The sequence below is a fragment of the Stutzerimonas stutzeri genome, from assembly GCF_024448955.1.
GTDB lineage: Bacteria > Pseudomonadota > Gammaproteobacteria > Pseudomonadales > Pseudomonadaceae > Stutzerimonas > Stutzerimonas stutzeri_AQ.
On record NZ_JAMOIH010000008.1, the window covers coordinates 80,118 to 101,466 of the forward strand.

The window sequence follows — 21,349 nt, forward strand, 5'->3', positions numbered from 1 at the left end:
ACGCTTTACCGATCCACCGGGTGGCGATCCACCGGGTGGCGACCACCGAGCAGTGTCGGGGTAGGTATCAGAAGCAACATCCACCCGTATCTGCACTCCATTCCCGTTGCCGCCGTCTGGCGGCAACGTTTCATGAGGACTCTTTATGGCTCATGCACCCCAAATCAAGATTCCCGCTACCTATATGCGTGGCGGCACCAGCAAGGGCGTGTTCTTCCGCCTGCAGGACCTTCCCGAGCGCTGCCAGGTTCCAGGCGCAGCCCGAGACAAGCTGTTCATGCGCGTGATCGGCGGCCCAGACCCTTATGCCGCGCATATCGACGGCATGGGCGGCGCCACCTCCAGCACCAGCAAGTGCGTGATCCTCTCGAAGAGCAACCAGCCCGATCACGACGTGGATTACCTTTACGGCCAGGTTTCCATCGACAAGGCGTTCGTCGATTGGAGTGGTAACTGCGGCAATCTGTCTACTGGTGCCGGCGCCTTCGCCATTCATGCCGGACTGATCGATCCGACGCGCATTCCCGAGAACGGCACCTGCGTGGTTCGCATCTTCCAGGCCAATATCCAGAAGACCATCGTCGCCCATGTGCCGGTCAGCAATGGCCAGGTGCAGGAAACCGGCGATTTCGAGCTGGACGGGGTGACTTTCCCGGCGGCGGAAATCGTGCTCGAATTCCTCGACCCGTCCGATGATAGCGATGAGGGCGGCTCGATGTTCCCCACCGGCAACCTGATCGACGATCTAGAGGTGCCAGGCATCGGCGCGTTGAAGGCGACCATGATTAGCGCTGGCATCCCCACCGTGTTCGTCAATGCTAAGGACATTGGCTATCAGGGCACAGAGCTGCGCGAAGAGATCAACACCAATCCCGAAGCGCTGGCGCGTCTGGAGGCCATCCGTGTGGCAGGCGCTTTGCGTATGGGGCTGATCCAGACGGCTGAGCAAGCCTTGACCCGCCAGCACACGCCGAAGGTCGCCTTCGTCTCCAAGCCGAACACGTACGTGGCTTCCAGCGGCAAAACTATCGAGGCCGGCGAAGTGGATCTGCTGGTCCGTGCGTTGTCCATGGGCAAGCTGCACCACGCGATGATGGGCACCTGCGCGGTCGCGATCGGCACGGCGGCAGCGGTACCAGGCACCTTGGTTAACATGGCGGCGGGGGGCGGTGAGCGCCAGGCGGTGCGCTTCGGCCATCCGTCCGGCACCCTGAAGGTCGGCGCTGAGGCGAAGCAGGTAGATGGTCAATGGACCGTGACCAAAGCAATCATGAGCCGCAGCGCTCGCATCCTGATGGAGGGTTGGGTACGCGTACCGGGCGACTGCTTCTGAGCCGAGCCACTTTGGCGAGAAAGCCGAAAGTACATCGCCGAGGCAGGCTGTCCGTGCGAGCCTCGGCGGGATGAAAGAGAGGGGCTAGCTTCGCGTTCTCCACCAATCCTGTTTTCTGCTTCCAGAAGTCGCTCAAAAAACCGCTATCGGTTGCACCTATCGGGCTTTTTGTTGTCTAGCGAAGCGGTGCTTATTTCAGTCTGCGCTCGACGCCTTTTTCCACGAGGATCTTGGCGGAAATTTCTTCGACGGAGAAATGCGTGGAATTGATGTAATTGATGTTCTCGCGGCGGAACAGGTTTTCCACCTCGCGTACTTCGAATTCGCACTGAGCGAAACTCGCGTAGCGGCTATTGGGTTTGCGCTCGTTGCGAATAGCGGTGAGGCGGTCCGGGTCGATGGTCAGGCCGAAAAGCTTGTCCCGGTGAGTTTTCAAAGCGGTCGGTAGTTGCAGGCGCTCCATGTCGTCTTCGGTCAGCGGATAGTTGGCTGCCCGGATGCCGTACTGCATTGCCATATACAGGCAGGTGGGCGTTTTGCCGCACCTGGAGACACCGACCAGAATCAGGTCCGCTTTGTCGTAGTAATGGGTGCGGGCGCCGTCATCGTTATCGAGAGCGAAATTGACCGCGTCGATTCGCTCCATGTAGTTGGCGTTATGGCTGATCGAATGGGATTTGCCGACCGAATAGGAGGAACGTGACATCAGTTCATGTTCCAGCGGAGCAAGGAAAGACGAAAAGATGTCGATCATGAAGCCATTGGACTCGGCCAGGATGTCGCGAATCTCCTGGTTCACCAGCGTATCGAATATGATCGGGCGCGCGCCGTCGCTTTCCGCCGCTTTATTGATTTGCTGTACCATCAGCCGCGCTTTGTCGGCGGTATCTATGTATGGCCGAGTCAGCTTGGTGAAGCTGATGTTTTCGAACTGTGCCAACAGGCTCTGGCCAAGTGTCTCGGCCGTGATGCCGGTACCGTCGGATATGAAAAATGCAGTTCGTTTCATTGCACCTGGGGCCTTAAGTCAAGAACGGTTCTCAGCTATAGTAGCCCCCTTCGCCGAGCCACAAGTGGCGGGCATTGTCACCCATTTTGCAGGGGCAGGCCACCGGATCGCGGATGGAGCCGACCGAGTTTCCAACACAATGTGGAGAGAGCACCTTGGTAGAGTACGTAGTTTCCCTCGATAAGCTCGGCAATCATGACGTTGAGCGTGTAGGGGGCAAGAACGCCTCCCTGGGCGAGATGATCAGCAACCTTGCTGGCGCGGGCGTTTCGGTACCTGGTGGTTTCGCCACTACGGCACAGGCCTATCGTGACTTCATGGAACTCAGCGGCCTGAACGAGCAGATCCATGCGCTGCTCGATGCGCTGGACGTAGACGACGTGAATGCATTGGCCAAGGCCGGTGCGCAAATTCGCGGCTGGGTCATGGAGGCTGAATTCCCTCAGCAGCTGGATGCCGATATCCGCGCAGCCTTCGCCGAGATGTCCGCCGGTAACGACAACCTGGCGGTTGCGGTGCGCTCTTCGGCAACTGCAGAAGACTTGCCCGATGCATCTTTCGCCGGTCAGCAGGAAACCTTCCTCAATATTCGTGGCGTGGATAACGTGATCCGCGCTGCCAAGGAAGTGTTCGCCTCCCTGTTCAACGACCGTGCCATTGCCTATCGCGTGCACCAGGGCTTTGATCACAAGCTGGTCGCCCTGTCCGCCGGCGTGCAGCGCATGGTGCGCTCCGAAACCGGCACTGCTGGCGTGATGTTCACGCTGGACACGGAGTCCGGCTTCCGCGATGTGGTCTTCATCACTGGCGCCTATGGCCTGGGCGAGACCGTCGTGCAGGGCGCGGTCAACCCCGACGAGTTCTACGTACACAAGCACACCCTTGAAGCGGGCCGCCCCGCAATCTTGCGCCGCAACCTGGGCAGCAAGGCGATCAAGATGATCTACGGCGAAGAAGCCAGCGCCGGCAAATCGGTTAAGACGGTCGATGTCGATCAGGCCGAACGCATGCGTTTCTGCCTCACCGATGAAGAAGTCAGCAATCTGGCCCGGCAGGCGATGATCATCGAGAAACACTACGGCCGCCCGATGGATATCGAGTGGGCCAAAGACGGCGATGATGGTCAGCTGTACATCGTCCAGGCGCGCCCTGAAACCGTTAAAAGCCGCACCAGCGCCAACGTCATGGAGCGTTACCTGCTCAAGGAGAAAGGCACTGTACTGGTCGAAGGTCGCGCCATCGGCCAGCGTATTGGCGCAGGCCCGGTGAAGATCATTCGCGACGTCTCGGAAATGGACAAGGTCCAGCCGGGCGACGTGCTGGTGTCGGATATGACCGATCCGGACTGGGAACCAGTAATGAAGCGCGCCAGCGCCATTGTCACCAACCGCGGCGGCCGCACCTGCCACGCGGCGATCATTGCGCGTGAGCTGGGCATCCCGGCCGTTGTGGGTTGTGGTAACGCTACTGAGTTGTTGAAGGATGGTCAGCGCGTCACCGTCACTTGCGCCGAAGGCGACACTGGTCTGATCTTCGAGGGCGAGCTGGGCTTCGATATCCGTCAGAACTCCATCGACGCCATGCCTGAACTGCCGTTCAAGATTATGATGAACGTCGGCAACCCGGACCGTGCATTTGACTTCGCCCAGCTGCCGAACGAGGGCGTGGGCCTGGCTCGCCTGGAATTCATAATCAACCGCATGATCGGTGTGCACCCCAAAGCGCTGCTGAATTTCGACGGCCTGCCGGCGGATGTGAAGAGTAGCGTCGAGAAGCGCATCGCCGGTTATGGCGATCCGGTCGATTTCTATGTGGAGAAGTTGGTCGAAGGCGTGAGTACGCTGGCCGCTGCGTTCTGGCCGAAGAAAGTCATCGTGCGGCTGTCGGACTTCAAGTCCAACGAATACGCCAACCTGATCGGCGGTAAGCTTTACGAGCCGGAAGAAGAGAACCCGATGCTCGGCTTCCGTGGCGCGTCGCGCTACATCAGCGAATCCTTCCGCGACTGCTTCGAGCTCGAATGCCGGGCGATGAAGAAGGTCCGCGACGTCATGGGGCTGACCAATGTCGAGCTGATGGTGCCTTTCGTGCGCACGCTTGGCGAGGCCTCGCAGGTCATCGACATTCTCGGCCAGTTCGGCCTCAAGCGCGGTGAGAATGGCCTGCGCATCATCATGATGTGCGAACTGCCTTCCAACGCGCTGTTGGCCGACGAGTTCCTGGAGTTCTTCGATGGTTTCTCCATCGGCTCCAATGACATGACCCAGCTCGCGCTCGGTCTTGATCGTGACTCCGGCATCATCGCTCATCTGTTCGACGAGCGTAATCCTGCCGTGAAGAAGTTGCTGGCCAGCGCCATTCAGGCGTGCAACAAGGCGGGCAAATACATCGGAATCTGCGGGCAGGGCCCATCGGATCATCCAGATCTGGCCAAGTGGCTGATGGAACAGGGCATCGAAAGCGTATCCCTGAATCCGGACTCCGTGCTGGACACCTGGTTCTTCCTGGCCGATGCCGAAATCGACTGATAGGGGCTGGAACGAAAGGGCGGATATTCCGCCCTTTTCTATGCGCAATACTTATTTTGGCGGCTTGTTGAATCGCGGTTTTGCTTGGTCCGCTTCGCTAGTTCACGAGGGAGTGGAACGCCGACTAAACCAAGATGGTTTCAAAGGTGAAGGAGATTCCCATGCAATATGTCACGCCTGATCTATGCGATGCCTACCCTGACTTGATTCAGGTGGTAGAGCCGATCTTCAGCAACTTCGGTGGTCGCGACTCCTTTGGCGGCGAGATCGTCACGGTCAAGTGCTTCGAGGACAACTCGTTGGTCAAGGAACAGGTTGAGCTCGACGGTACCGGCAAAGTGATGGTGGTCGATGGTGGTGGCTCGCTGCGTTGCGCCTTGCTGGGTGACATGCTCGCTGAGAAGGCGTCGCGTAATGGCTGGCAGGGCTTGATCGTCTACGGTTGCATTCGCGACGTGGATATCGTCGCGCAAACTGATCTCGGTGTGCAGGCCCTGGCCAGTCACCCGTTGAAGAGTAATAAGCGTGGCGTCGGCGAATTGAACATCCCAGTGACCTTCTGCGGCGTGACCTTTCGTCCTGGTGAATACCTCTATGCGGACAACAACGGCATTGTGGTCTCGCCTGAAGCGCTGAAGATGCCCGGCTGAGCTGAGCGTCTGGTCGTAATGTTCGGACAGGTCTTGAGAACCCACCGTCCCGGTCTTGAGGATCGTGGGCGGTGAAACCAGCCATCCGATTCTTGTCAGCAAACCGCTAGCCGTAGCGAATCCCCTCTCGCTGACAAGGTTTCGTCGAGCCGGAAACAGGCTGTTCCGGTTCTCACCTGCGCTAGTCAGGCTTAGCAGCCAGCCTTCGCCGCAGGACCTGCAGACCTGCCAGCATCGCCGTCATATCGTCTCTCTAAGTGCAGAGAACCATTCCAACGGGTCGGCGACCAAGATGCTTGCGACCTTCAGAGACGCCACTTTAGCTGTCAAGTAATTCGACGCTAGTCCTTGGCACACCTATTCAGGCACGTCGCTACCCGCACGGGTCTGTCCCAAAACGAAGCTATGAGTATTTGGGTCAGACGACGCTGCTCTAGCATGGGCACCTGAGCTAGCGGCGTAGCGCGGATTCAACTAACCGGAAAAAGCTTTGACCAGGAAGCCGGACTGGTATCGAAGTCGGGCAGGACAGTTGCCGTTTGGAAGGCATAAAAAAATCCGATGCCAAACGCTTGGCATCGGATCTTCCGAAGAGCCCGGCTAGGCTAATGCGTGAGTGAAACAAGCATTTGGCCGAGGCGGGCTTTTCTTGGTTACCTACAGCGTTAGACGGCGACTACGTCAATCTTCGCCTTGGCCGCAGACTCGCGGAACTCAGCGATCTGATCGAAGCTCAGGTAGCGATAGACGTCCGCTGCCATGGTGTCGATCTGCGCCGCGTAGACCATATATTCCTCGACAGACGGCAGGCGACCGAGAATCGAGGCGACCGCTGCCAGTTCGGCAGAGGCCAGGTACACATTGGTCGCATCGCCCAGGCGGTTGGGGAAGTTACGAGTCGAGGTGGATACCACCGTCGAGCCGGTTTCTACCCGTGCCTGGTTGCCCATGCACAGTGAGCAGCCCGGCATTTCCAGACGCGCACCGGCGCGGCCGTAGATGCCGTAATAGCCTTCCTCGGTCAGCTGATGCTGGTCCATCTTGGTCGGCGGCGACAGCCACAGACGAGTCGGCAGCGAGCCCTCGACCTTGTCCAGCAGCTTGCCGGCAGCGCGGAAGTGGCCGATGTTGGTCATGCACGAACCGATGAACACTTCATCGATCTTCTCGCCCTGTACGCTGGAAAGCAGGCGGGCATCGTCCGGGTCGTTCGGAGCGCAGAGAACCGGCTCGGTGACTTCGGACAGATCGATTTCGATAACTTCAGCGTATTCAGCGTCAGCATCGGCAGCCAGCAATTGCGGCTTGGCCAGCCAGGCTTCCATGGCTTGTGCGCGGCGCTCCAGGGTACGCGCATCACCGTAGCCCTCGCTGATCATCCAGCGCAGCAGGGTAATGTTGGACTGCAGGTACTCAGCGATCGCGGCTTCCGGCAGCTTGATGGTGCAACCAGCGGCGGAGCGTTCGGCGGAGGCGTCGGACAGCTCGAACGCTTGCTCGACGGTCAGATCGTTCAGGCCTTCGATTTCGAGGATGCGGCCAGAGAAGATGTTCTTCTTGCCCTTCTTCTCGACGGTCAGCAGGCCTTTCTGAATCGCGTAGTAGGGGATGGCGTGAACCAGATCGCGCAGGGTGATGCCAGGCTGCATCTTGCCCTTGAAGCGAACCAGGACCGATTCCGGCATATCCAGCGGCATGACGCCGGTGGCAGCGGCGAACGCGACCAGGCCGGAGCCGGCCGGGAAGGAAATGCCCATCGGGAAGCGGGTGTGCGAGTCACCACCGGTACCTACGGTATCCGGCAGCAGCATACGGTTCAGCCAGCTGTGGATGATGCCGTCACCCGGACGCAGGGAAACACCGCCGCGGGTCATGATGAAGTCCGGCAGGGTGTGGTGAGTGGTGACGTCAATCGGCTTTGGATAGGCCGCGGTGTGGCAGAAGGACTGCATGACCAAATCAGCGGAGAAGCCCAGGCAAGCCAGGTCTTTCAGCTCGTCACGCGTCATCGGGCCAGTGGTGTCCTGGGAGCCGACTGTAGTCATCTTCGGTTCGCAGTAGGTGCCCGGACGGACGCCTTTGCCTTCCGGCAGACCGCAGGCGCGACCGACCATCTTCTGTGCCAGCGTAAAGCCCTTGCTGCTCTCGGCAGGGGCTTCAGGCTTCTTGAACAGATCGGTCGGACCCATGCCCAATTCGGCACGCGCCTTTTCGGTCAGGCCGCGACCGATGATCAGCGGAATACGACCGCCAGCGCGAACTTCGTCGAGCAGAACGTCGGTCTTCAATTCGAAGGTGGTGACCAGCTCATCGCTATCGTGGCGGCGAACTTCACCTTTGTACGGATAGACGTCGATCACGTCGCCCATGGCCAGGTCGGAGCAATCGAACTCGATCGGCAGGGCGCCGGCGTCTTCCATCGTGTTGTAGAAGATAGGCGCGATCTTGGTGCCGAAACAGAAGCCACCGGCACGCTTGTTCGGTACGTTCGGAATGTCGTCGCCGAAGAACCATAGCACCGAATTGGTGGCCGATTTGCGCGAGGAGCCGGTGCCCACTACGTCGCCGACATAGGCGACCGGGAAGCCTTTGGTCTTCAGCTCTTCCATCTGCTTGAGCGGGCCAACCGAACCAGGAACGTCGGGGTTGATTCCGTCGCGAGCCATTTTCAGCATGGCCAGCGCGTGCAGTGGAATGTCAGGGCGCGACCAGGCGTCAGGTGCCGGCGACAGGTCGTCAGTGTTGGTTTCGCCAGTGACCTTGAATACGGTCAGGGTAACTTTTTCGGCAACCGGAGCGCGATTCTTGAACCACTCGCCCTCGGCCCAGGACTGCATTACGGCCTTGGCGTTGGCATTGCCAGCCTTGGCTTTCTCGGCGACGTCGTGGAAGGCATCGAACATCAGCAGGGTGTGCTTCAGTTGCGCTGCGGTGGTGTCGGAGAGTTCGGCGTCATCGAGCAGGTCGACCAGCGTGACGATGTTATAACCGCCTTGCATGGTGCCCAGCAGTTCGACAGCGTGCTGTTTGCTGATCAGAGGGGAAGTGGTTTCGCCCTTGGCGATGGCCGCGAGGAAGCCGGCCTTGACGTACGCTGCTTCGTCCACGCCCGCGGGGACGCGGTTGGTGATCAGATCGAGGAGGAATTGTTCTTCGCCGGCTGGCGGGTTTTTCAGAAGTTCGACCAGGCCTGCGGTCTGCTCGGCGTTCAGCGGCTGGGGCACGACGCCCTGGGCGGCACGCTCTTCTACGTGTTTGCGATAGGCTTCAAGCACAGTTATATACCCTCATCATTGGTCCCTTGGGTGTCTCGGGACGCGCATCCGGAAGCTGTTTTCAAAGTTTTACGCCGGCGGCGTGACGGGTGCGCAGGAGAGAGGGATCTGCGCACCCGGCGAATGACCGGTTCAACTGTGCTCGTGACGCTTTGAAAACAGCTTCGTACGGATTGTGGCGCCGAAAACGGCGGAGCGATTCTACTGGAAAGGGCCCGTAAAGTTAAGTGAAACGCCATGGCGCCCGAATATTGAGGGTTCTGTCGAGCGTTCGCGAAAGCCAGCTGGAACGCCGGGCGGCGCGGGGTGCACGGCCAGAAAAGAGGCGCTGCAGTGGATTCATTCGTGACCTGGCTTGGACAAAAGTCTAAGATGCGGCGCTGTTCATCGACTCACCCTCGCTATGTCCAATCAGCGCATTAAAACCCCTTGTGTGGGCCTCTGTTCCACTGTTTATGGTGATCTCGTCTGCCGTGGCTGCAAGCGCTTCCACCATGAGGTGGTGAGTTGGAATGCCTATGACGAGGAGAGCAAGCGCTCCGTCTGGCGGCGTTTGGAGCTGCTCCTGGCGCAAGTGATGGCCGCCAAGCTTGAAATCTTCGATGCCGATTTACTGCGCTGCCAGCTGGAAAGCCGGCAGATCCGCTTCGTCGCGGAGCAGTCACCGTATTGTTGGGCTTATCAGCTTATTGCTCGGGGCGCACGGGTTATTCAGCAACTCGATGCTTATGGAGTCGTGTTGCTGCCGGAGTTTCGCGAGTGGTCTCTTCCCGAGCTGCGCGACGCCATCGATCGGGAGTTTTTTCTGCTCTCCGAGGCGCATTACCAGCGCTATATCGCGCCTCGGTTCCTCAGCGATACCGCTGAGTGAGGCCTCCAACGGAAAAGCAGCCGAGAGTCTGACTCAGCGACGGGCTACCAGGTCCTCGAGGTGGCCAATGATGTCTTCCGGTTTGAGAACCAGCACGTCGCTTTCCAGCGTATCGAGTACCACCTCGGCGGTATTGCCCATCAACGCGCCGGAAAAACCGGTGCGGGCAACCGTGCCGATGACCGTCACGACGGCCTGAAGTTGATGGCAGACGCGCGGGATCAGCGCATCCGCAGGGCCTTCCTCGATATGCAGCTGGCCATCGGGAATGTCGTAGTCGGCCTGGAACTGCTTGCAGGCGCTGCGATAGCGCGCCTGGATAGTTTCTTTCAGTTGAAAGGCCGGATCGGCTGCCGACAGCATCGGCGAAGGATGGGCGCTGATGACATGCAATTTGCCGTCGGCAAGCGCAGCGATTTGATAGCCATGATTGATGATGCTCGAGTGAAGCGTACGGTGTTCGATGTCAGCGTTGCCGACGTCCACCGCGGCGAGAATATTGCCGCCCGTCCATGGCGCCTCGGTCTTGACCATCAGCACGGGACAGGGGCAATAGCGCAGCAGCTTCCAATCATCGGGCGTCAGCAAGGCGCGCTTCAGTGGGTTATCGGCAACGTGTTGCTTGATCACCAGGCCGCAGCCCTCGGCTTGTTGAACCGTGACGATCGTGTGGTGCAGGTTGTCATGCCAGGCTTGCTGGGTAGTGACGGTGTGCCCGTGCTCTTCCAGTTCAGCGCGGACCTTGGCGAGATAGGCGTTGTGATCCTGCCGGGTATCGCAGACGAGCAGATGCAGCTCCGATTGACTGACGCTGGAAATGAGGCGCGCCCGCTTCAAAGCCAGGTTTTCAGGAAGTTTCGGGTCAATTATCACAAGAATACGGCGTATGGCTTGCATGATCGGCTCCGTTTCCAATATCGGTTGAACTCACTATAGACAACGCAAGCGCGCCGGCTACTGATCCACATCAAGCGGCGCTGGCTGTCCGGCGTTGGCCTCGTATAATGCGCCGCTAGCGGCAGCGTTGACGTCGATCGCCGCATCCATCACTTTCGCGAATACCAAGACCTCACCATGCTCCCTGAATTGAACGAATTTCTTGGCTGCGCCACTCCGACCGCTTGGGTTGAGGTTGCGCTGCAGAACCAGGACGTGATGCTCATCGATCACGGCAACTGCGAGAAGAAGGCTGCCGGTGCCGCTTTCCAGCTTATGTTCAGGTACGTCGACAAACCGGATCTGCAAAACAAGATGTCGCGTCTTGCCAGAGAGGAGCTGCGGCACTTCGAGCAGGTGCTTTCCATTATTCGCAAGCGCGACATTGGTCTGCGAAACATCGGCTCGTCACGCTATGCGGCGGGTCTGCGCGAGTTGGTGCGCAATCACGAGCCCTATCGACTGACCGATACGCTGGTGATCGGGGCGTTCATCGAGGCTCGCTCGTGCGAGCGTTTCGCGATGCTGGTGCCGCATCTGGACGAGGAGCTCGGCAAGTTCTATCACGGCCTGCTCAAGTCAGAAGCGCGGCATTTTCAGGATTATCTGAAGCTGGCTTATCTGTACGGTGACGCCGCTGATATCGACGCTACCATCGTCCGAGTGCGGGCGCGCGAGCGTGAATTGATTGAAAGCGCAGACAATGAGTTTCGCTTCCACAGCGGCGTTCCGGTCGCCGACTGAGCGGCTCAGCTCAGTTCGAACGGCGCCTGATGAACGCCTGATTCATCGATCTGTAGCGCCCACCCTTGTCGATCCCAGTCGCCCAGCACGATGCGCATTGCGGGCTGGCCGGCGACCTGAAGCCTGTGGCTGGCAGGGCGATGAGTATGACCGTGGATCAAGGTCCGGACGCCGTGACGCTGCATGACATCAACGACTTCACCAGGCGTGACGTCAACGATATGGCTGGCTTTCATACGGGTCTCTTCCTTGCTACTTGATCGCAGTTTTTGCGCCAGCTTCTGGCGTTTGGCGAGCGGCAAGTGGTGAAGAACGAACAGGCTGACGGGATTGCGTAGCCATCGACGTAATCGCATGTAGCCTTCATCGCGCGTACAGAGCGTGTCACCGTGCATCAGTAAGACCCGTTGGCCGCCGAACTCAGCAACGTGCGGATCAGGTAGCAATGTGCAGCCCGCCTCGCGACAGAACGCCTTGCCGATCATGAAATCGCGGTTGCCGTGCATGAGATAGATGCGCGTCCCGCTTTCGCTCAGGACGCGAAGGGCGGCGGCGATCTCGTGCTGGTAAGGCGTCATACCGTCGTCACCAACCCAGACCTCAAAGAAATCGCCCAGGATATAGAACGCTTCGGCCTTGATAGCCCGTGTCTCGAGAAAACGAAGAAACGCCCGGGTAATGTCCGGGCGTTCTTCTTCGAGATGCAGATCTGAAATCAGCAGAATCAACGAGGCTTACTCGACGATCTCGGCTTTCTCGATGACCACGTCGTCCACCGGAACGTCCTGATGTCCGGACTTCATGGTGGTGGACACGCCCTTGATCTTCTCGACCACGTCCATGCCTTCGACCACTTCACCAAACACCGCGTAGCCCCAGCCTTGGACGGTCGGCGCGGTGTGGTCGAGGAAATCGTTGTCCTTGACGTTGATGAAGAACTGGGCGGATGCCGAGTGCGGCTCCATGGTGCGCGCCATGGCCAACGTGCCGACCTTGTTGGAGAGCCCGTTGTTGGCTTCGTTCTTGATCTGCGCGCGGGTAGCTTTCTGCTTCATGCCCGGCTCGAACCCGCCGCCTTGGATCATGAAATTGCTGATCACGCGGTGAAATATGGTGCCGTCGTAGTGACCGCTCTTCACGTATTCCTTGAAGTTGGCTGTGGTTTCCGGGGCTTTGTCTTCGTACAGCTTGACGGTGATGACGCCGTGGTTGGTGTGGAACTTGATCATCGGAGCAATCCTTATGGAGAGGAAAACCGCGTCGCGATAGCAGGGCGGCGCGGCAATGGAAATGGACCGCTGCTGCAGAGCAATACGGCGGGCGCTTTGCTCTGTCAGGGGGTTGACGGGTCCGCTATGATAAGCGCTTTGATTTGGCCGGCCTACCCTGAGCCGCGCACTCGCAGATCGTTAAGGACACCATGAGCAAGCCTGAGACTACCGCCGCCACCAATTTTCTCCGCCCGATCGTCCAGGCCGACCTGGACTCGGGCAAGCACGCCAGCATTGTTACGCGCTTTCCGCCCGAGCCCAACGGCTATCTGCACATTGGCCATGCCAAGTCGATCTGCCTGAACTTCGGCCTGGCCCAGGAATTCGGTGGCGTCTGCAACCTGCGTTTCGACGACACCAACCCGGCCAAGGAAGACCAGGAATACATCGACGCGATCAAGAGCGACGTGCAGTGGCTGGGCTTCCAGTGGGCCGGCGAGGAGCATTACGCCTCGGATTACTTCGACCAGTTGCATGCATGGGCCGTCCATCTGATCGAGGCGGGTAAGGCTTACGTCTGCGACTTGACGTCCGAGCAGGCACGCGAATACCGCGGCAGCCTGACCGAACCGGGTAAGAACAGTCCGTTCCGTGAGCGCAGCGTCGAAGAGAACCTCGATCTGTTCGCACGCATGAAGGCTGGCGAATTCCCCGACGGCGCCCGCGCGCTGCGGGCGAAGATCGATATGGCCTCGCCGAACATGAACCTGCGCGACCCGATCCTGTACCGCATCCGTCACGCCCACCATCACCAGACCGGCGACAAGTGGTGCATCTACCCCAGCTATGACTTCACCCATGGCCAGTCGGATGCCATCGAGGGCATCACTCATTCGATCTGCACCCTGGAGTTCGAGGACCATCGTCCGCTCTACGAATGGTTCCTGGAACAACTGCCGGTGCCGGCACAGCCGCGTCAGTACGAATTTGCCCGCCTCAACCTGAACTACACCATCACCAGCAAGCGCAAGCTCAAGCAGTTGGTCGACGAAAAGCACGTCAGTGGCTGGGATGATCCGCGTATGTCGACCCTGTCGGGCTTTCGTCGCCGCGGCTATACGCCGGCCTCGATCCGCAACTTCTGCGACATGATCGGCGTGAGTCGCGCCGGCGGCGTGGTGGACATCGGCATGCTGGAATTCGCTATCCGTGAAGACCTCGATGCCAACGCGGCGCGTGCAATGTGTGTGCTCAAGCCGCTCAAGGTACTGATCACTAACTATCCAGAAGGCCAGGACGAGAACCTGGAACTGCCGCGCCATCCCAAGCAGGACATGGGTGTGCGCGTGCTGCCGTTCTCCCGCGAAATCTATATCGATGCCAGCGACTTCGAAGAAGTCCCGCCGGCCGGCTTCAAGCGCCTGATTCCTGGTGGCGAGGTGCGTCTGCGCGGCAGTTACGTAATCCGTGCCGATGAGGCGGTGAAGGATGAGCAGGGCAATATCGTCGAGCTGCGTTGCTCCTACGACGAGAACACCCTGGGCAAGAATCCCGAGGGCCGCAAGGTCAAGGGCGTGATCCACTGGGTACCGGCAGCGGAAAGCGTCGAGTGCGAGGTGCGCCTGTACGACCGCCTGTTCCGCTCCGCCAACCCTGAGAAAGACGAGCAGGGCGGCAGCTTCCTCGACAACATCAATTCCGAGTCGCTGGTGGTACTCACAGGCTGCCGCGCCGAGCCGTCCCTGGCCAACGCGCAGCCGGAGGAGCGCTTCCAGTTCGAGCGCGAAGGCTACTTTGTCGCTGATCTCAAGGATTCGCAGCCCGGCAAGCCGGTGTTCAACCGGACTGTCACCCTGCGTGATTCCTGGGGGCAATAATGGCGCTGTCGATCTACAACACCCTGACCAAGGCCAAGGAACCGCTCAAACCGCTGATCGATAACCAGGTACGCATGTACGTCTGTGGTATGACGGTCTATGACTTCTGTCACATCGGCCATGCGCGGGTAATGGTGGCCTTCGACGTGGTCGCGCGTTGGTTACGCCAGCGCGGGTACGAGCTGACCTATGTGCGCAACATCACCGATATCGACGACAAGATCATCCGTCGCGCTCAGGAAAACGGTGAAAGCTTCGAGGCGCTTACCGGTCGTATGATCGCCGCGATGCATGAGGACGAGGCTCGGCTCAATGTACTGCGCCCCGATCTTGAGCCGCGCGCCACCGAGCACATCGCCGGCATGCACGGCATGATCCAGACCCTGATCGACAAGGGCTTCGCCTACGCGCCAGGTAATGGCGATGTCTATTATCGGGTCGGTAAGTTTGTTGGTTACGGCAAGCTTTCGCGGCGCAAGATCGAGGATTTGAAGATCGGTGCCCGTATCGAGGTCGACGAAGCCAAGGAAGATCCGCTGGATTTTGTGCTCTGGAAAGCCGCAAAGCCCGGTGAGCCGAGCTGGGATTCGCCGTGGGGCAGAGGCCGTCCGGGCTGGCACATCGAGTGTTCGGTGATGTCCACCTGCTGCCTGGGTGAGACCTTCGACATTCATGGCGGCGGCCCGGACCTGGTCTTCCCGCACCACGAAAACGAAATCGCCCAGAGCGAGGCGGCGTCCGGCAAGCTCTACGCCAACGCCTGGATGCACGCCGGTGCGGTACGGGTGGACGGCGAGAAGATGTCCAAGTCCCTGGGCAATTTCTTCACCATTCGCGAAGTGCTGGAAAAGTATCAGTCGGAAGTGGTGCGCTATCTGCTGGTTTCCAGCCACTACCGCAGCCCGATCAACTATTCCGAAGACAGCCTCAAGGAAGCCAAGGGCGCGCTGGAACGTTTCTATAACGGCCTGAAAGGCTTGCCCGAAGCGGCACCCGCGGGTGGCGAGGCGTTCGTCGAGCGCTTTGGCGCTGCGATGGACGATGACTTCAACTCGCCGGAAGCCTGCTCTGTGCTGTTCGAGATGATCCGAGAGGTCAACCGCCTGCGTGACACGGATTTGCAATCCGCTGCTTCGCTGGCTGCGCGCCTCCAGGAACTGGCCTCCGTACTCGGCGTGCTGCAACTCGAGCCTGAGGCCTTCTTGCAGGCCGGGGCCGCCGGCAAGATTGATGCAGCCGAGGTGGATGTCTTGATCGCAGCACGATTGAACGCCCGCGCCGAGAAGAACTGGGCCGAGTCGGACCGCATTCGCGATCAATTGACGGCCATGGGCGTGGTGCTGGAAGACGGCAAGGGCGGCACCACCTGGCGTCTTAGTGAATAAGTTGCACACTCCATCGAGGCCGCCGCGTGCGGCCTCTTTTGTTTTCGGTAAGCGACGGAAGCTCCTCAGGTGCGGATAAACAGGGCTGCATTACCGTTCCCTGTTCGACCGGTAGGGCCAAGCGGCGTCCGCTTCAGCCTCGCGAGCCGTCAGCCCTACGCTATAGTCCAGATACCACCGGTGGGCTGAAGCCTTCCCTACAGTCTGCCTGTCCGCTTCGAGTTCAGCGACGTAGGGTGGGCTTCAGCCCGCCGCAGCGAGGACGGAGCCTTGGAACATTGATGGGCTAAAGCCCACCCTACGTCTGCCGTACCGTTTTACCCGTCCCGTAAGGCAGGCGCTATTCGGTTCGTTGAAACGCTTAAGCGCTGTGCAGCGAACTTAACCTGGATAAAGACCCTCGGCGCGTAAGCGTTTGTAGAGGGTGTTGCGGCTGACGCCTAAATGCCGGGCGAGGTGCGAAACGTTGCCGCGACAGGCTTCGAACTGTAAGCGCAGCGGCTGGTTCGTGGGTAACGAAAGCGAAGGCGCCATGCCGATAGAGTGGGTCGGCTCTGTTCTATCGTGACTTTCTGCGCTTTCGTTAAGATCCACGAAGAAGTCGTCAGGCAAATGCTCCGGGCGGATTGGCTGTTCGTCAGCCAGTACTAGGGCAACTTGGATGACACTGCTCAGTTGGCGAATATTTCCCGGCCAGGGGTGGCGTTCGAACAAACGCTGCACTTCGGTACTCAATCCGGCCCATTGCCGGGGTTCTCGATGCTGCTCCCAGACTCGCTGGAAAAGCGCGTGCTTGTCGCGGCGAACACGCAAGGGCGGCAGCTCCACGCTGAGGCCGCTGACGCGGTAGAACAGGTCCTGGCGAAAGCGACCGTTATCGACGTCCTGGCGTAGCGAGCGGTTCGTCGCGCAGATCAGGCGAAAGTCGACCGGGAATGGTTCTCCGCCGCCGAGCGGTTGCACGCTGCGATCCTGCAGTACGCGCAACAGGCGCGCCTGCAGGCTCATCGGCATGTCCCCGATCTCGTCGAGAAACAGCACGCCTCGGTCCGCCTTGCGAATCAGGCCGAGGCTGCCTTTCTGATGAGCGCCGGTAAAGGCGCCTTTCTCGTAACCGAAGAGTTCGGATTCGATCAGCTCGTTGGGGATAGCGGCGCAGTTCACCGCGATCAAGGGCGCATCGGCTCGCGAGCTGGCTGCATGCAGTGCTTTGACTAGGACTTCCTTGCCGACACCCGTTTCTCCCTGTACCAGGATCGGAACGTCCTTTTCGAGCATGAGCTGCGCCTGGCGAACCACCTTGTGCACCTGCGGATCGCCCTGATCAATGCTAGTTATATCGATCGGCCGTTCCCGCCCCGACGTCGTACGGAAGTCGCGCGGCTGGATGCATGGTTTCTGTGGGCGCCGAACGATGCCATGGAAGCGGTGGCGACCCATGGCCCGCAGCAGCAGGGGCTGATCTTCCGGTTGATTGATCAGTTGCAACAGCGGCACGTCGAATAGCCTGTCGATACGGGTCCGCGTCAGCGCCATGCCGAGCAGGTTGTCGGCGCGCCGGTTGGCCGACACGATTAGCCCGGATTCATCGAAAATCAGTAATCCGGCCCACTGGCTGTCGAGATTGTCCTGTCCGGTATTGAAGGTCAGCTGAAAGTAATTGTCGTGGAACAGATTGAGGATCAGCCGATTCTCAACTGACTGGCTCATCATCTTCACCATGCCGAGCGTGTGCGATGGCGGAAGGTAGCTGTCGCTGGACACATCGAGCACGGCGATCAGCTGGCGCTGAGCATCGAAAATCGGCGAAGCCGCACCGGACAGGTAGCGGTTGGCCTTGAGGAAGTGTTCGTCGCGCTGGATATGCACGGCCTGTCCGCTGGCCAGCGCCGTGCCGATCGCATTGGTCCCCGTGTCGCGCTCCATCCAGCTGGCGCCAGGTTTGAATCCGCGTTGCTGGGTCGGCTCGACGAAGCGCCGATCGCCCCACGACTCCAGTAACTGACCCCCGCTGTCCGCCAGCAGGATCAGGCAGCTAGAATTCGAAAGGATATTCTCGTAATAAGGGAGCACTTCACGCTGGGTGGTCTGCACCAGGCTGCGTTGGCGCTCCAACAGGGCGCTCACCTCCTGCGCGGCCGGCTGACCGAAGCTTGGCGTGCTGAGCGGATTCAGCCCGTAGCGCTCGCAGCGGCTCCAGGAATCTTCGATCAGCGTCTGGTGTGCGATGGACTGGGCTGGGTCGGCCATGTTGCCCTCTGACGACGCAAATTCTTATTGTTATTCGCTACTGCCGTAGCGCGAATCTTGAACAGTTTTGTTCATTTCTACGCGCTGTCAATGTTCAAAAATGTTCAGTTTGAACACTTGAGAAAACAGCACTGCCACCTCAGTCCCGACCTAGAGCCTTGTGCGGCGTTGGCACGGATATCGCTCCGTATCCTTCACAACAATTAGAAGGATGCAGCATGTCCCTCACGCTGGAACACGTCAGCAAGACCGTCGATGGCCACGTGCACATCGCCGATGCCTGCCTGAATTTCGAACCGGGCTCGTTCAACGTGCTGATCGGGCGAACACTGTCGGGCAAGACCTCGCTGATGCGGCTCATGGCGGGGCTCGACAAGCCGAGCAGCGGACGCATCCTGATGAACGGCGCCGACGTCACCGGCGTGCCGGTCCGCAAGCGGAACGTGTCGATGGTTTACCAGCAGTTCATCAACTACCCAACGCTGAGCGTGTTCGAGAACATCGCCTCGCCGTTGCGGCAGGCCGGCGCCGGCAAGGCAGAGATCGAGCGAAAGGTTCGTGAAACCGCCGAGATGCTGCACATCGAAAATTTCCTGCAGCGGTATCCGTTGGAACTTTCCGGCGGCCAGCAGCAGCGCACCGCGATGGCCCGGGCGCTAGTCAAGGACGCGGATCTGATCTTGTTCGACGAGCCGTTAGTCAATCTCGACTATAAGCTGCGCGAAGAACTGCGGCAGGAAATGCGCGAACTGTTCAAGACGCGCCGCAGCATTGCCGTTTATGCCACCACCGAGCCCAACGAAGCGCTGGCGCTGGGCGGAACGGCGACTGTCCTGCATGAAGGGCGAGTCATCCAGAGCGGCCCTACGGCGGAGGTCTATCACCGGCCAAGCCGGATGCTCAGCGCCGAATTGTTCTCCGAACCTCCGATAAACTTGTTGCCTGGGCGTATCGCCGCCAACGAGGTCAGCTTTCAGGACTGCATGCATTTCCCGCTCAATGCGGACCTGCGAACTCTGAGCGAGGGCGATTACCGCTTCGGCATCCGGCCCAGCCATATCGGCCTGGTGCCGTCCAACGATGACGACCTGGAAGTATCCGGCACAGTCGAGCTGGCTGAAATCAGCGGTTCGGAAAGCTTCCTTCATGTGCGCAATGAGCACCTCAGTCTGGTTCTGCACCTGCAGGGCGTACATGACTATCCGGTGGATTCGCCGATTCGCGTGTACATCCCAACCCACAAGTTGTTCGTGTTCGATGCTGCCGGCGAGCTGGCTCAGGCACCGGTCCGACGCGTCTGAAGGAGCACACATGGCGGAGATTCGATTGCAGAACCTTGCCCACAGCTATAGCTCGCAGCCGCAAGGTGCGGCGGACTATGCGATTCGCGAGATGGACCATGTGTGGGAGCAGGGCGGTGCCTACGCGCTGTTGGGGCCGTCCGGCTGCGGCAAGTCGACGTTACTCAACATCATCTCCGGCTTGCTCAGCCCATCCGAGGGGCAAGTGCTGTTCGACGCGCGCGAGGTGAACAGGATGACGCCCGAGCAGCGCAACATCGCCCAGGTTTTCCAGTTTCCGGTCGTCTACGACACCATGACGGTATTCGATAACCTCGCCTTTCCGCTGCGCAATCAGGGCGTTTCGGAGGCGCGCGTGACCAGCAAGGTGCACGAAATCGCCGAGGTTCTGGATCTACATCCTCTGCTCAAGCGCAAGGCGCGCAACCTCACCGCCGACGAGAAACAAAAGGTCTCCATGGGGCGTGGCCTGGTACGGGACGACGTATCGGCGATTCTTTTCGACGAGCCGCTGACGGTCATCGATCCGCACCTGAAATGGAAGCTGCGTCGCAAGCTCAAGCAGATCCATGAGCAATTCAACATCACCATGATCTACGTCACCCACGATCAGTTGGAGGCCTCGACCTTTGCCGACAAGATTGCCGTGATGCACGGCGGGCAGATCGTTCAGTTTGGCACGCCGCGGGAGCTGTTCGAACGGCCCCAGCACACCTTCGTCGGATTCTTCGTCGGCAGTCCGGGAATGAATCTGATCGACGTACGTGCCGAGGAGGGCGGCGTTGGTTTCGGTGATTTGCATCTGCCGCTTGCCAGCGGTTTGGCGGCGCGTTTGCCCGACCTTGCGGCGAGTCGCCTGCAACTCGGTATTCGTCCGGAGTTCGTTCAGGTGACAGGGGAGGCGACTGCTGGCGGAATGCAAGCCGAGGTGGTGCGAGTGGAAGATCTGGGCACCTACAAGATCCTAACGCTTCGCCTGCAGGAGCACCTGCTCAAGGCGCGCCTACCGGAAGATCATCCCATCCCGAAAGGGCAGGCTTGGGTGAGCTTCCCCGCTCAGTGGCTGATGCTCTATGCCGACGACCGGCTTGTGGAGGCTAGGCCATGACGAAAATCCAGGATAACCGTGCCTGGTGGCTGGTATTGCCGGTGTTTTTGCTGGTGGCTTTCAGCGCCATCCTGCCGATGATGACTGTGGTGAATTATTCGGTTCAGGACATCTTCGATTCCTCGACCCGGTTCTTCGTCGGCGCGGACTGGTATCGCCAGATCCTTCACGATCCTCGCCTGCATGACTCGCTACTGCGGCAGTTCGTTTTTTCCGGCAGCGTGCTGCTGATCGAAATCCCGCTGGGCATCGCGGTCGCGCTGACGATGCCGACTCGTGGTCGCTGGGCCTCGCTGTGCCTGATTCTGATGGCGATTCCGTTGCTGATTCCATGGAACGTGGTCGGGACGATCTGGCAGATCTTCGGGCGTGCGGATATCGGACTGCTTGGCTACGTGCTCAATGAGCTGGGCATCAGCTACAACTACGCATCGAACACCCGGGATGCATGGGTCACGGTGCTGATCATGGATGTCTGGCACTGGACCTCCCTGGTGGCCTTGCTCTGCTACTCCGGGTTGCGCGCAATCCCCGACGTTTATTACCAGGCGGCGCGAATCGACCGCGCCTCGGCATGGGCGGTGTTCCGCCACATCCAGCTGCCCAAGCTCAAGAGCGTGCTCTTGATCGCCGTGATGCTGCGCTTCATGGACAGCTTCATGATCTACACCGAACCCTTCGTACTCACCGGTGGCGGGCCGGGCAACGCCACCACCTTTCTCAGCCAGACGCTCACCAAGATGGCGGTGGGGCAGTTCGACCTGGGTCCGGCGGCGGCGTTCTCGCTGATCTACTTCCTGATCATCCTGTTGGTGTCCTGGCTGTTCTATACCGCCATGACGCACGGCGACCAGAAATGACGAGGACCGAC

The 21,349-nt window shown here is 59.7% G+C and carries 16 protein-coding genes; 10 read left to right on the forward strand and 6 right to left on the reverse strand.

Annotated features, from left to right (window positions below):
* The first annotated feature begins 145 nt into the window (after positions 1-145).
* Entirely contained in the window at positions 146-1,333 is a 1,188-nt protein-coding gene (gene prpF / locus NA645_RS10510; protein WP_256048749.1) for a 2-methylaconitate cis-trans isomerase PrpF, read from the forward strand.
* 190 nt (positions 1,334-1,523) lie between these two features.
* Here prpF and ppsR read toward each other — a convergent pair whose 3' ends face one another.
* Positions 1,524-2,342 (reverse strand): posphoenolpyruvate synthetase regulatory kinase/phosphorylase PpsR, encoded by an 819-nt coding sequence (ppsR, locus tag NA645_RS10515; RefSeq protein WP_131648912.1) that lies wholly within the window; start codon positions 2,340-2,342, stop codon positions 1,524-1,526.
* A gap of 155 nt (positions 2,343-2,497) precedes the next feature.
* Here ppsR and ppsA point away from each other — a divergent pair, with 155 nt between their 5' ends.
* Both ppsA and rraA read left to right on the forward strand, forming a co-directional pair.
* A complete protein-coding gene (ppsA, locus tag NA645_RS10520; protein WP_256048750.1) occupies positions 2,498-4,870 on the forward strand; it encodes a phosphoenolpyruvate synthase in 2,373 nt (790 codons plus the stop codon).
* A gap of 161 nt (positions 4,871-5,031) precedes the next feature.
* Positions 5,032-5,520 (forward strand): ribonuclease E activity regulator RraA, encoded by a 489-nt coding sequence (gene rraA, locus NA645_RS10525; protein ID WP_256048751.1) that lies wholly within the window; start codon positions 5,032-5,034, stop codon positions 5,518-5,520.
* A gap of 665 nt (positions 5,521-6,185) precedes the next feature.
* Here rraA and acnB read toward each other — a convergent pair.
* Entirely contained in the window at positions 6,186-8,795 is a 2,610-nt protein-coding gene (acnB, locus tag NA645_RS10530) for a bifunctional aconitate hydratase 2/2-methylisocitrate dehydratase (RefSeq protein ID WP_256048752.1), read from the reverse strand.
* 403 nt (positions 8,796-9,198) lie between these two features.
* Between acnB and NA645_RS10535 the strand changes: the two genes are divergently transcribed.
* Positions 9,199-9,666 (forward strand): DUF1289 domain-containing protein, encoded by a 468-nt coding sequence (locus NA645_RS10535; RefSeq protein ID WP_256048753.1) that lies wholly within the window; start codon positions 9,199-9,201, stop codon positions 9,664-9,666.
* Positions 9,667-9,699: 33 nt separating this feature from the next.
* Here the strand turns inward: NA645_RS10535 and NA645_RS10540 are convergent, their stop codons facing one another.
* Entirely contained in the window at positions 9,700-10,563 is an 864-nt protein-coding gene (locus NA645_RS10540; RefSeq protein ID WP_256048754.1) for a universal stress protein, read from the reverse strand.
* A gap of 177 nt (positions 10,564-10,740) precedes the next feature.
* Between NA645_RS10540 and NA645_RS10545 the strand changes: the two genes are divergently transcribed.
* Positions 10,741-11,346, forward strand: a complete 606-nt coding sequence (locus NA645_RS10545; RefSeq protein WP_256048755.1) for a tRNA-(ms[2]io[6]A)-hydroxylase — start codon at positions 10,741-10,743, stop codon at positions 11,344-11,346.
* Between the two features lie 5 nt (positions 11,347-11,351).
* Here the strand turns inward: NA645_RS10545 and lpxH are convergent, their stop codons facing one another.
* Positions 11,352-12,074, reverse strand: a complete 723-nt coding sequence (gene lpxH / locus NA645_RS10550) for a UDP-2,3-diacylglucosamine diphosphatase (RefSeq protein WP_256048756.1) — start codon at positions 12,072-12,074, stop codon at positions 11,352-11,354.
* Positions 12,075-12,080: 6 nt separating this feature from the next.
* Positions 12,081-12,575 carry a peptidylprolyl isomerase gene (locus tag NA645_RS10555; protein ID WP_256048757.1) on the reverse strand — a complete coding sequence of 165 codons (495 nt, stop codon included), beginning with the start codon at positions 12,573-12,575 and terminating at the stop codon, positions 12,081-12,083.
* A gap of 191 nt (positions 12,576-12,766) precedes the next feature.
* On the opposite strand from NA645_RS10555, the gene NA645_RS10560 reads away from it, so the two are divergent.
* Both NA645_RS10560 and cysS read left to right on the forward strand, forming a co-directional pair.
* Positions 12,767-14,434, forward strand: a complete 1,668-nt coding sequence (locus NA645_RS10560) for a glutamine--tRNA ligase/YqeY domain fusion protein (RefSeq protein ID WP_256048758.1) — start codon at positions 12,767-12,769, stop codon at positions 14,432-14,434.
* Positions 14,434-15,819, forward strand: a complete 1,386-nt coding sequence (cysS, locus tag NA645_RS10565; protein ID WP_256048759.1) for a cysteine--tRNA ligase — start codon at positions 14,434-14,436, stop codon at positions 15,817-15,819. The genes NA645_RS10560 and cysS overlap by 1 nt, the downstream gene beginning before the upstream one ends.
* A 381-nt stretch (positions 15,820-16,200) precedes the next feature.
* Here the strand turns inward: cysS and NA645_RS10570 are convergent, their stop codons facing one another.
* Complete coding sequence (locus NA645_RS10570; protein WP_256048760.1) at positions 16,201-18,069, reverse strand: sigma-54-dependent Fis family transcriptional regulator; 1,869 nt, start codon at positions 18,067-18,069, stop codon at positions 16,201-16,203.
* Between the two features lie 218 nt (positions 18,070-18,287).
* Here NA645_RS10570 and NA645_RS10575 point away from each other — a divergent pair, with 218 nt between their 5' ends.
* The 3 genes from NA645_RS10575 to NA645_RS10585 are packed head-to-tail and all read left to right on the forward strand — an operon-like array spanning position 18,288 to position 21,338.
* Entirely contained in the window at positions 18,288-19,370 is a 1,083-nt protein-coding gene (locus NA645_RS10575; RefSeq protein WP_256048761.1) for an ABC transporter ATP-binding protein, read from the forward strand.
* A gap of 10 nt (positions 19,371-19,380) precedes the next feature.
* The gene (locus NA645_RS10580; RefSeq protein ID WP_256048762.1) at positions 19,381-20,478 is read left to right on the forward strand and encodes an ABC transporter ATP-binding protein; all 1,098 of its coding nucleotides are present in this window, start codon (positions 19,381-19,383) and stop codon (positions 20,476-20,478) included.
* Positions 20,475-21,338 (forward strand): carbohydrate ABC transporter permease, encoded by an 864-nt coding sequence (locus NA645_RS10585; protein WP_256048763.1) that lies wholly within the window; start codon positions 20,475-20,477, stop codon positions 21,336-21,338. Before NA645_RS10580 ends, NA645_RS10585 begins: the two co-directional genes overlap by 4 nt.
* Positions 21,339-21,349 lie beyond the last annotated feature (11 nt).

What these genes read in the sequence shown, in the direction of transcription:
- cysS (WP_256048759.1), top strand. Translation starts at nt 14,434, where the DNA reads ATGGCGCTGTCGATCTACAACACCCTGACCAAGGCCAAGGAACCGCTC.
- NA645_RS10535 (WP_256048753.1), top strand. Translation starts at nt 9,199, where the DNA reads ATGTCCAATCAGCGCATTAAAACCCCTTGTGTGGGCCTCTGTTCCACT.
- NA645_RS10585 (WP_256048763.1), top strand. Translation starts at nt 20,475, where the DNA reads ATGACGAAAATCCAGGATAACCGTGCCTGGTGGCTGGTATTGCCGGTG.
- prpF (WP_256048749.1), top strand. Translation starts at nt 146, where the DNA reads ATGGCTCATGCACCCCAAATCAAGATTCCCGCTACCTATATGCGTGGC.
- NA645_RS10560 (WP_256048758.1), top strand. Translation starts at nt 12,767, where the DNA reads ATGAGCAAGCCTGAGACTACCGCCGCCACCAATTTTCTCCGCCCGATC.
- NA645_RS10570 (WP_256048760.1), bottom strand. Translation starts at nt 18,069, where the DNA reads ATGGCCGACCCAGCCCAGTCCATCGCACACCAGACGCTGATCGAAGAT.
- NA645_RS10545 (WP_256048755.1), top strand. Translation starts at nt 10,741, where the DNA reads ATGCTCCCTGAATTGAACGAATTTCTTGGCTGCGCCACTCCGACCGCT.
- NA645_RS10540 (WP_256048754.1), bottom strand. Translation starts at nt 10,563, where the DNA reads ATGCAAGCCATACGCCGTATTCTTGTGATAATTGACCCGAAACTTCCT.
- NA645_RS10580 (WP_256048762.1), top strand. Translation starts at nt 19,381, where the DNA reads ATGGCGGAGATTCGATTGCAGAACCTTGCCCACAGCTATAGCTCGCAG.
- rraA (WP_256048751.1), top strand. Translation starts at nt 5,032, where the DNA reads ATGCAATATGTCACGCCTGATCTATGCGATGCCTACCCTGACTTGATT.
- ppsR (WP_131648912.1), bottom strand. Translation starts at nt 2,342, where the DNA reads ATGAAACGAACTGCATTTTTCATATCCGACGGTACCGGCATCACGGCC.
- NA645_RS10555 (WP_256048757.1), bottom strand. Translation starts at nt 12,575, where the DNA reads ATGATCAAGTTCCACACCAACCACGGCGTCATCACCGTCAAGCTGTAC.
- NA645_RS10575 (WP_256048761.1), top strand. Translation starts at nt 18,288, where the DNA reads ATGTCCCTCACGCTGGAACACGTCAGCAAGACCGTCGATGGCCACGTG.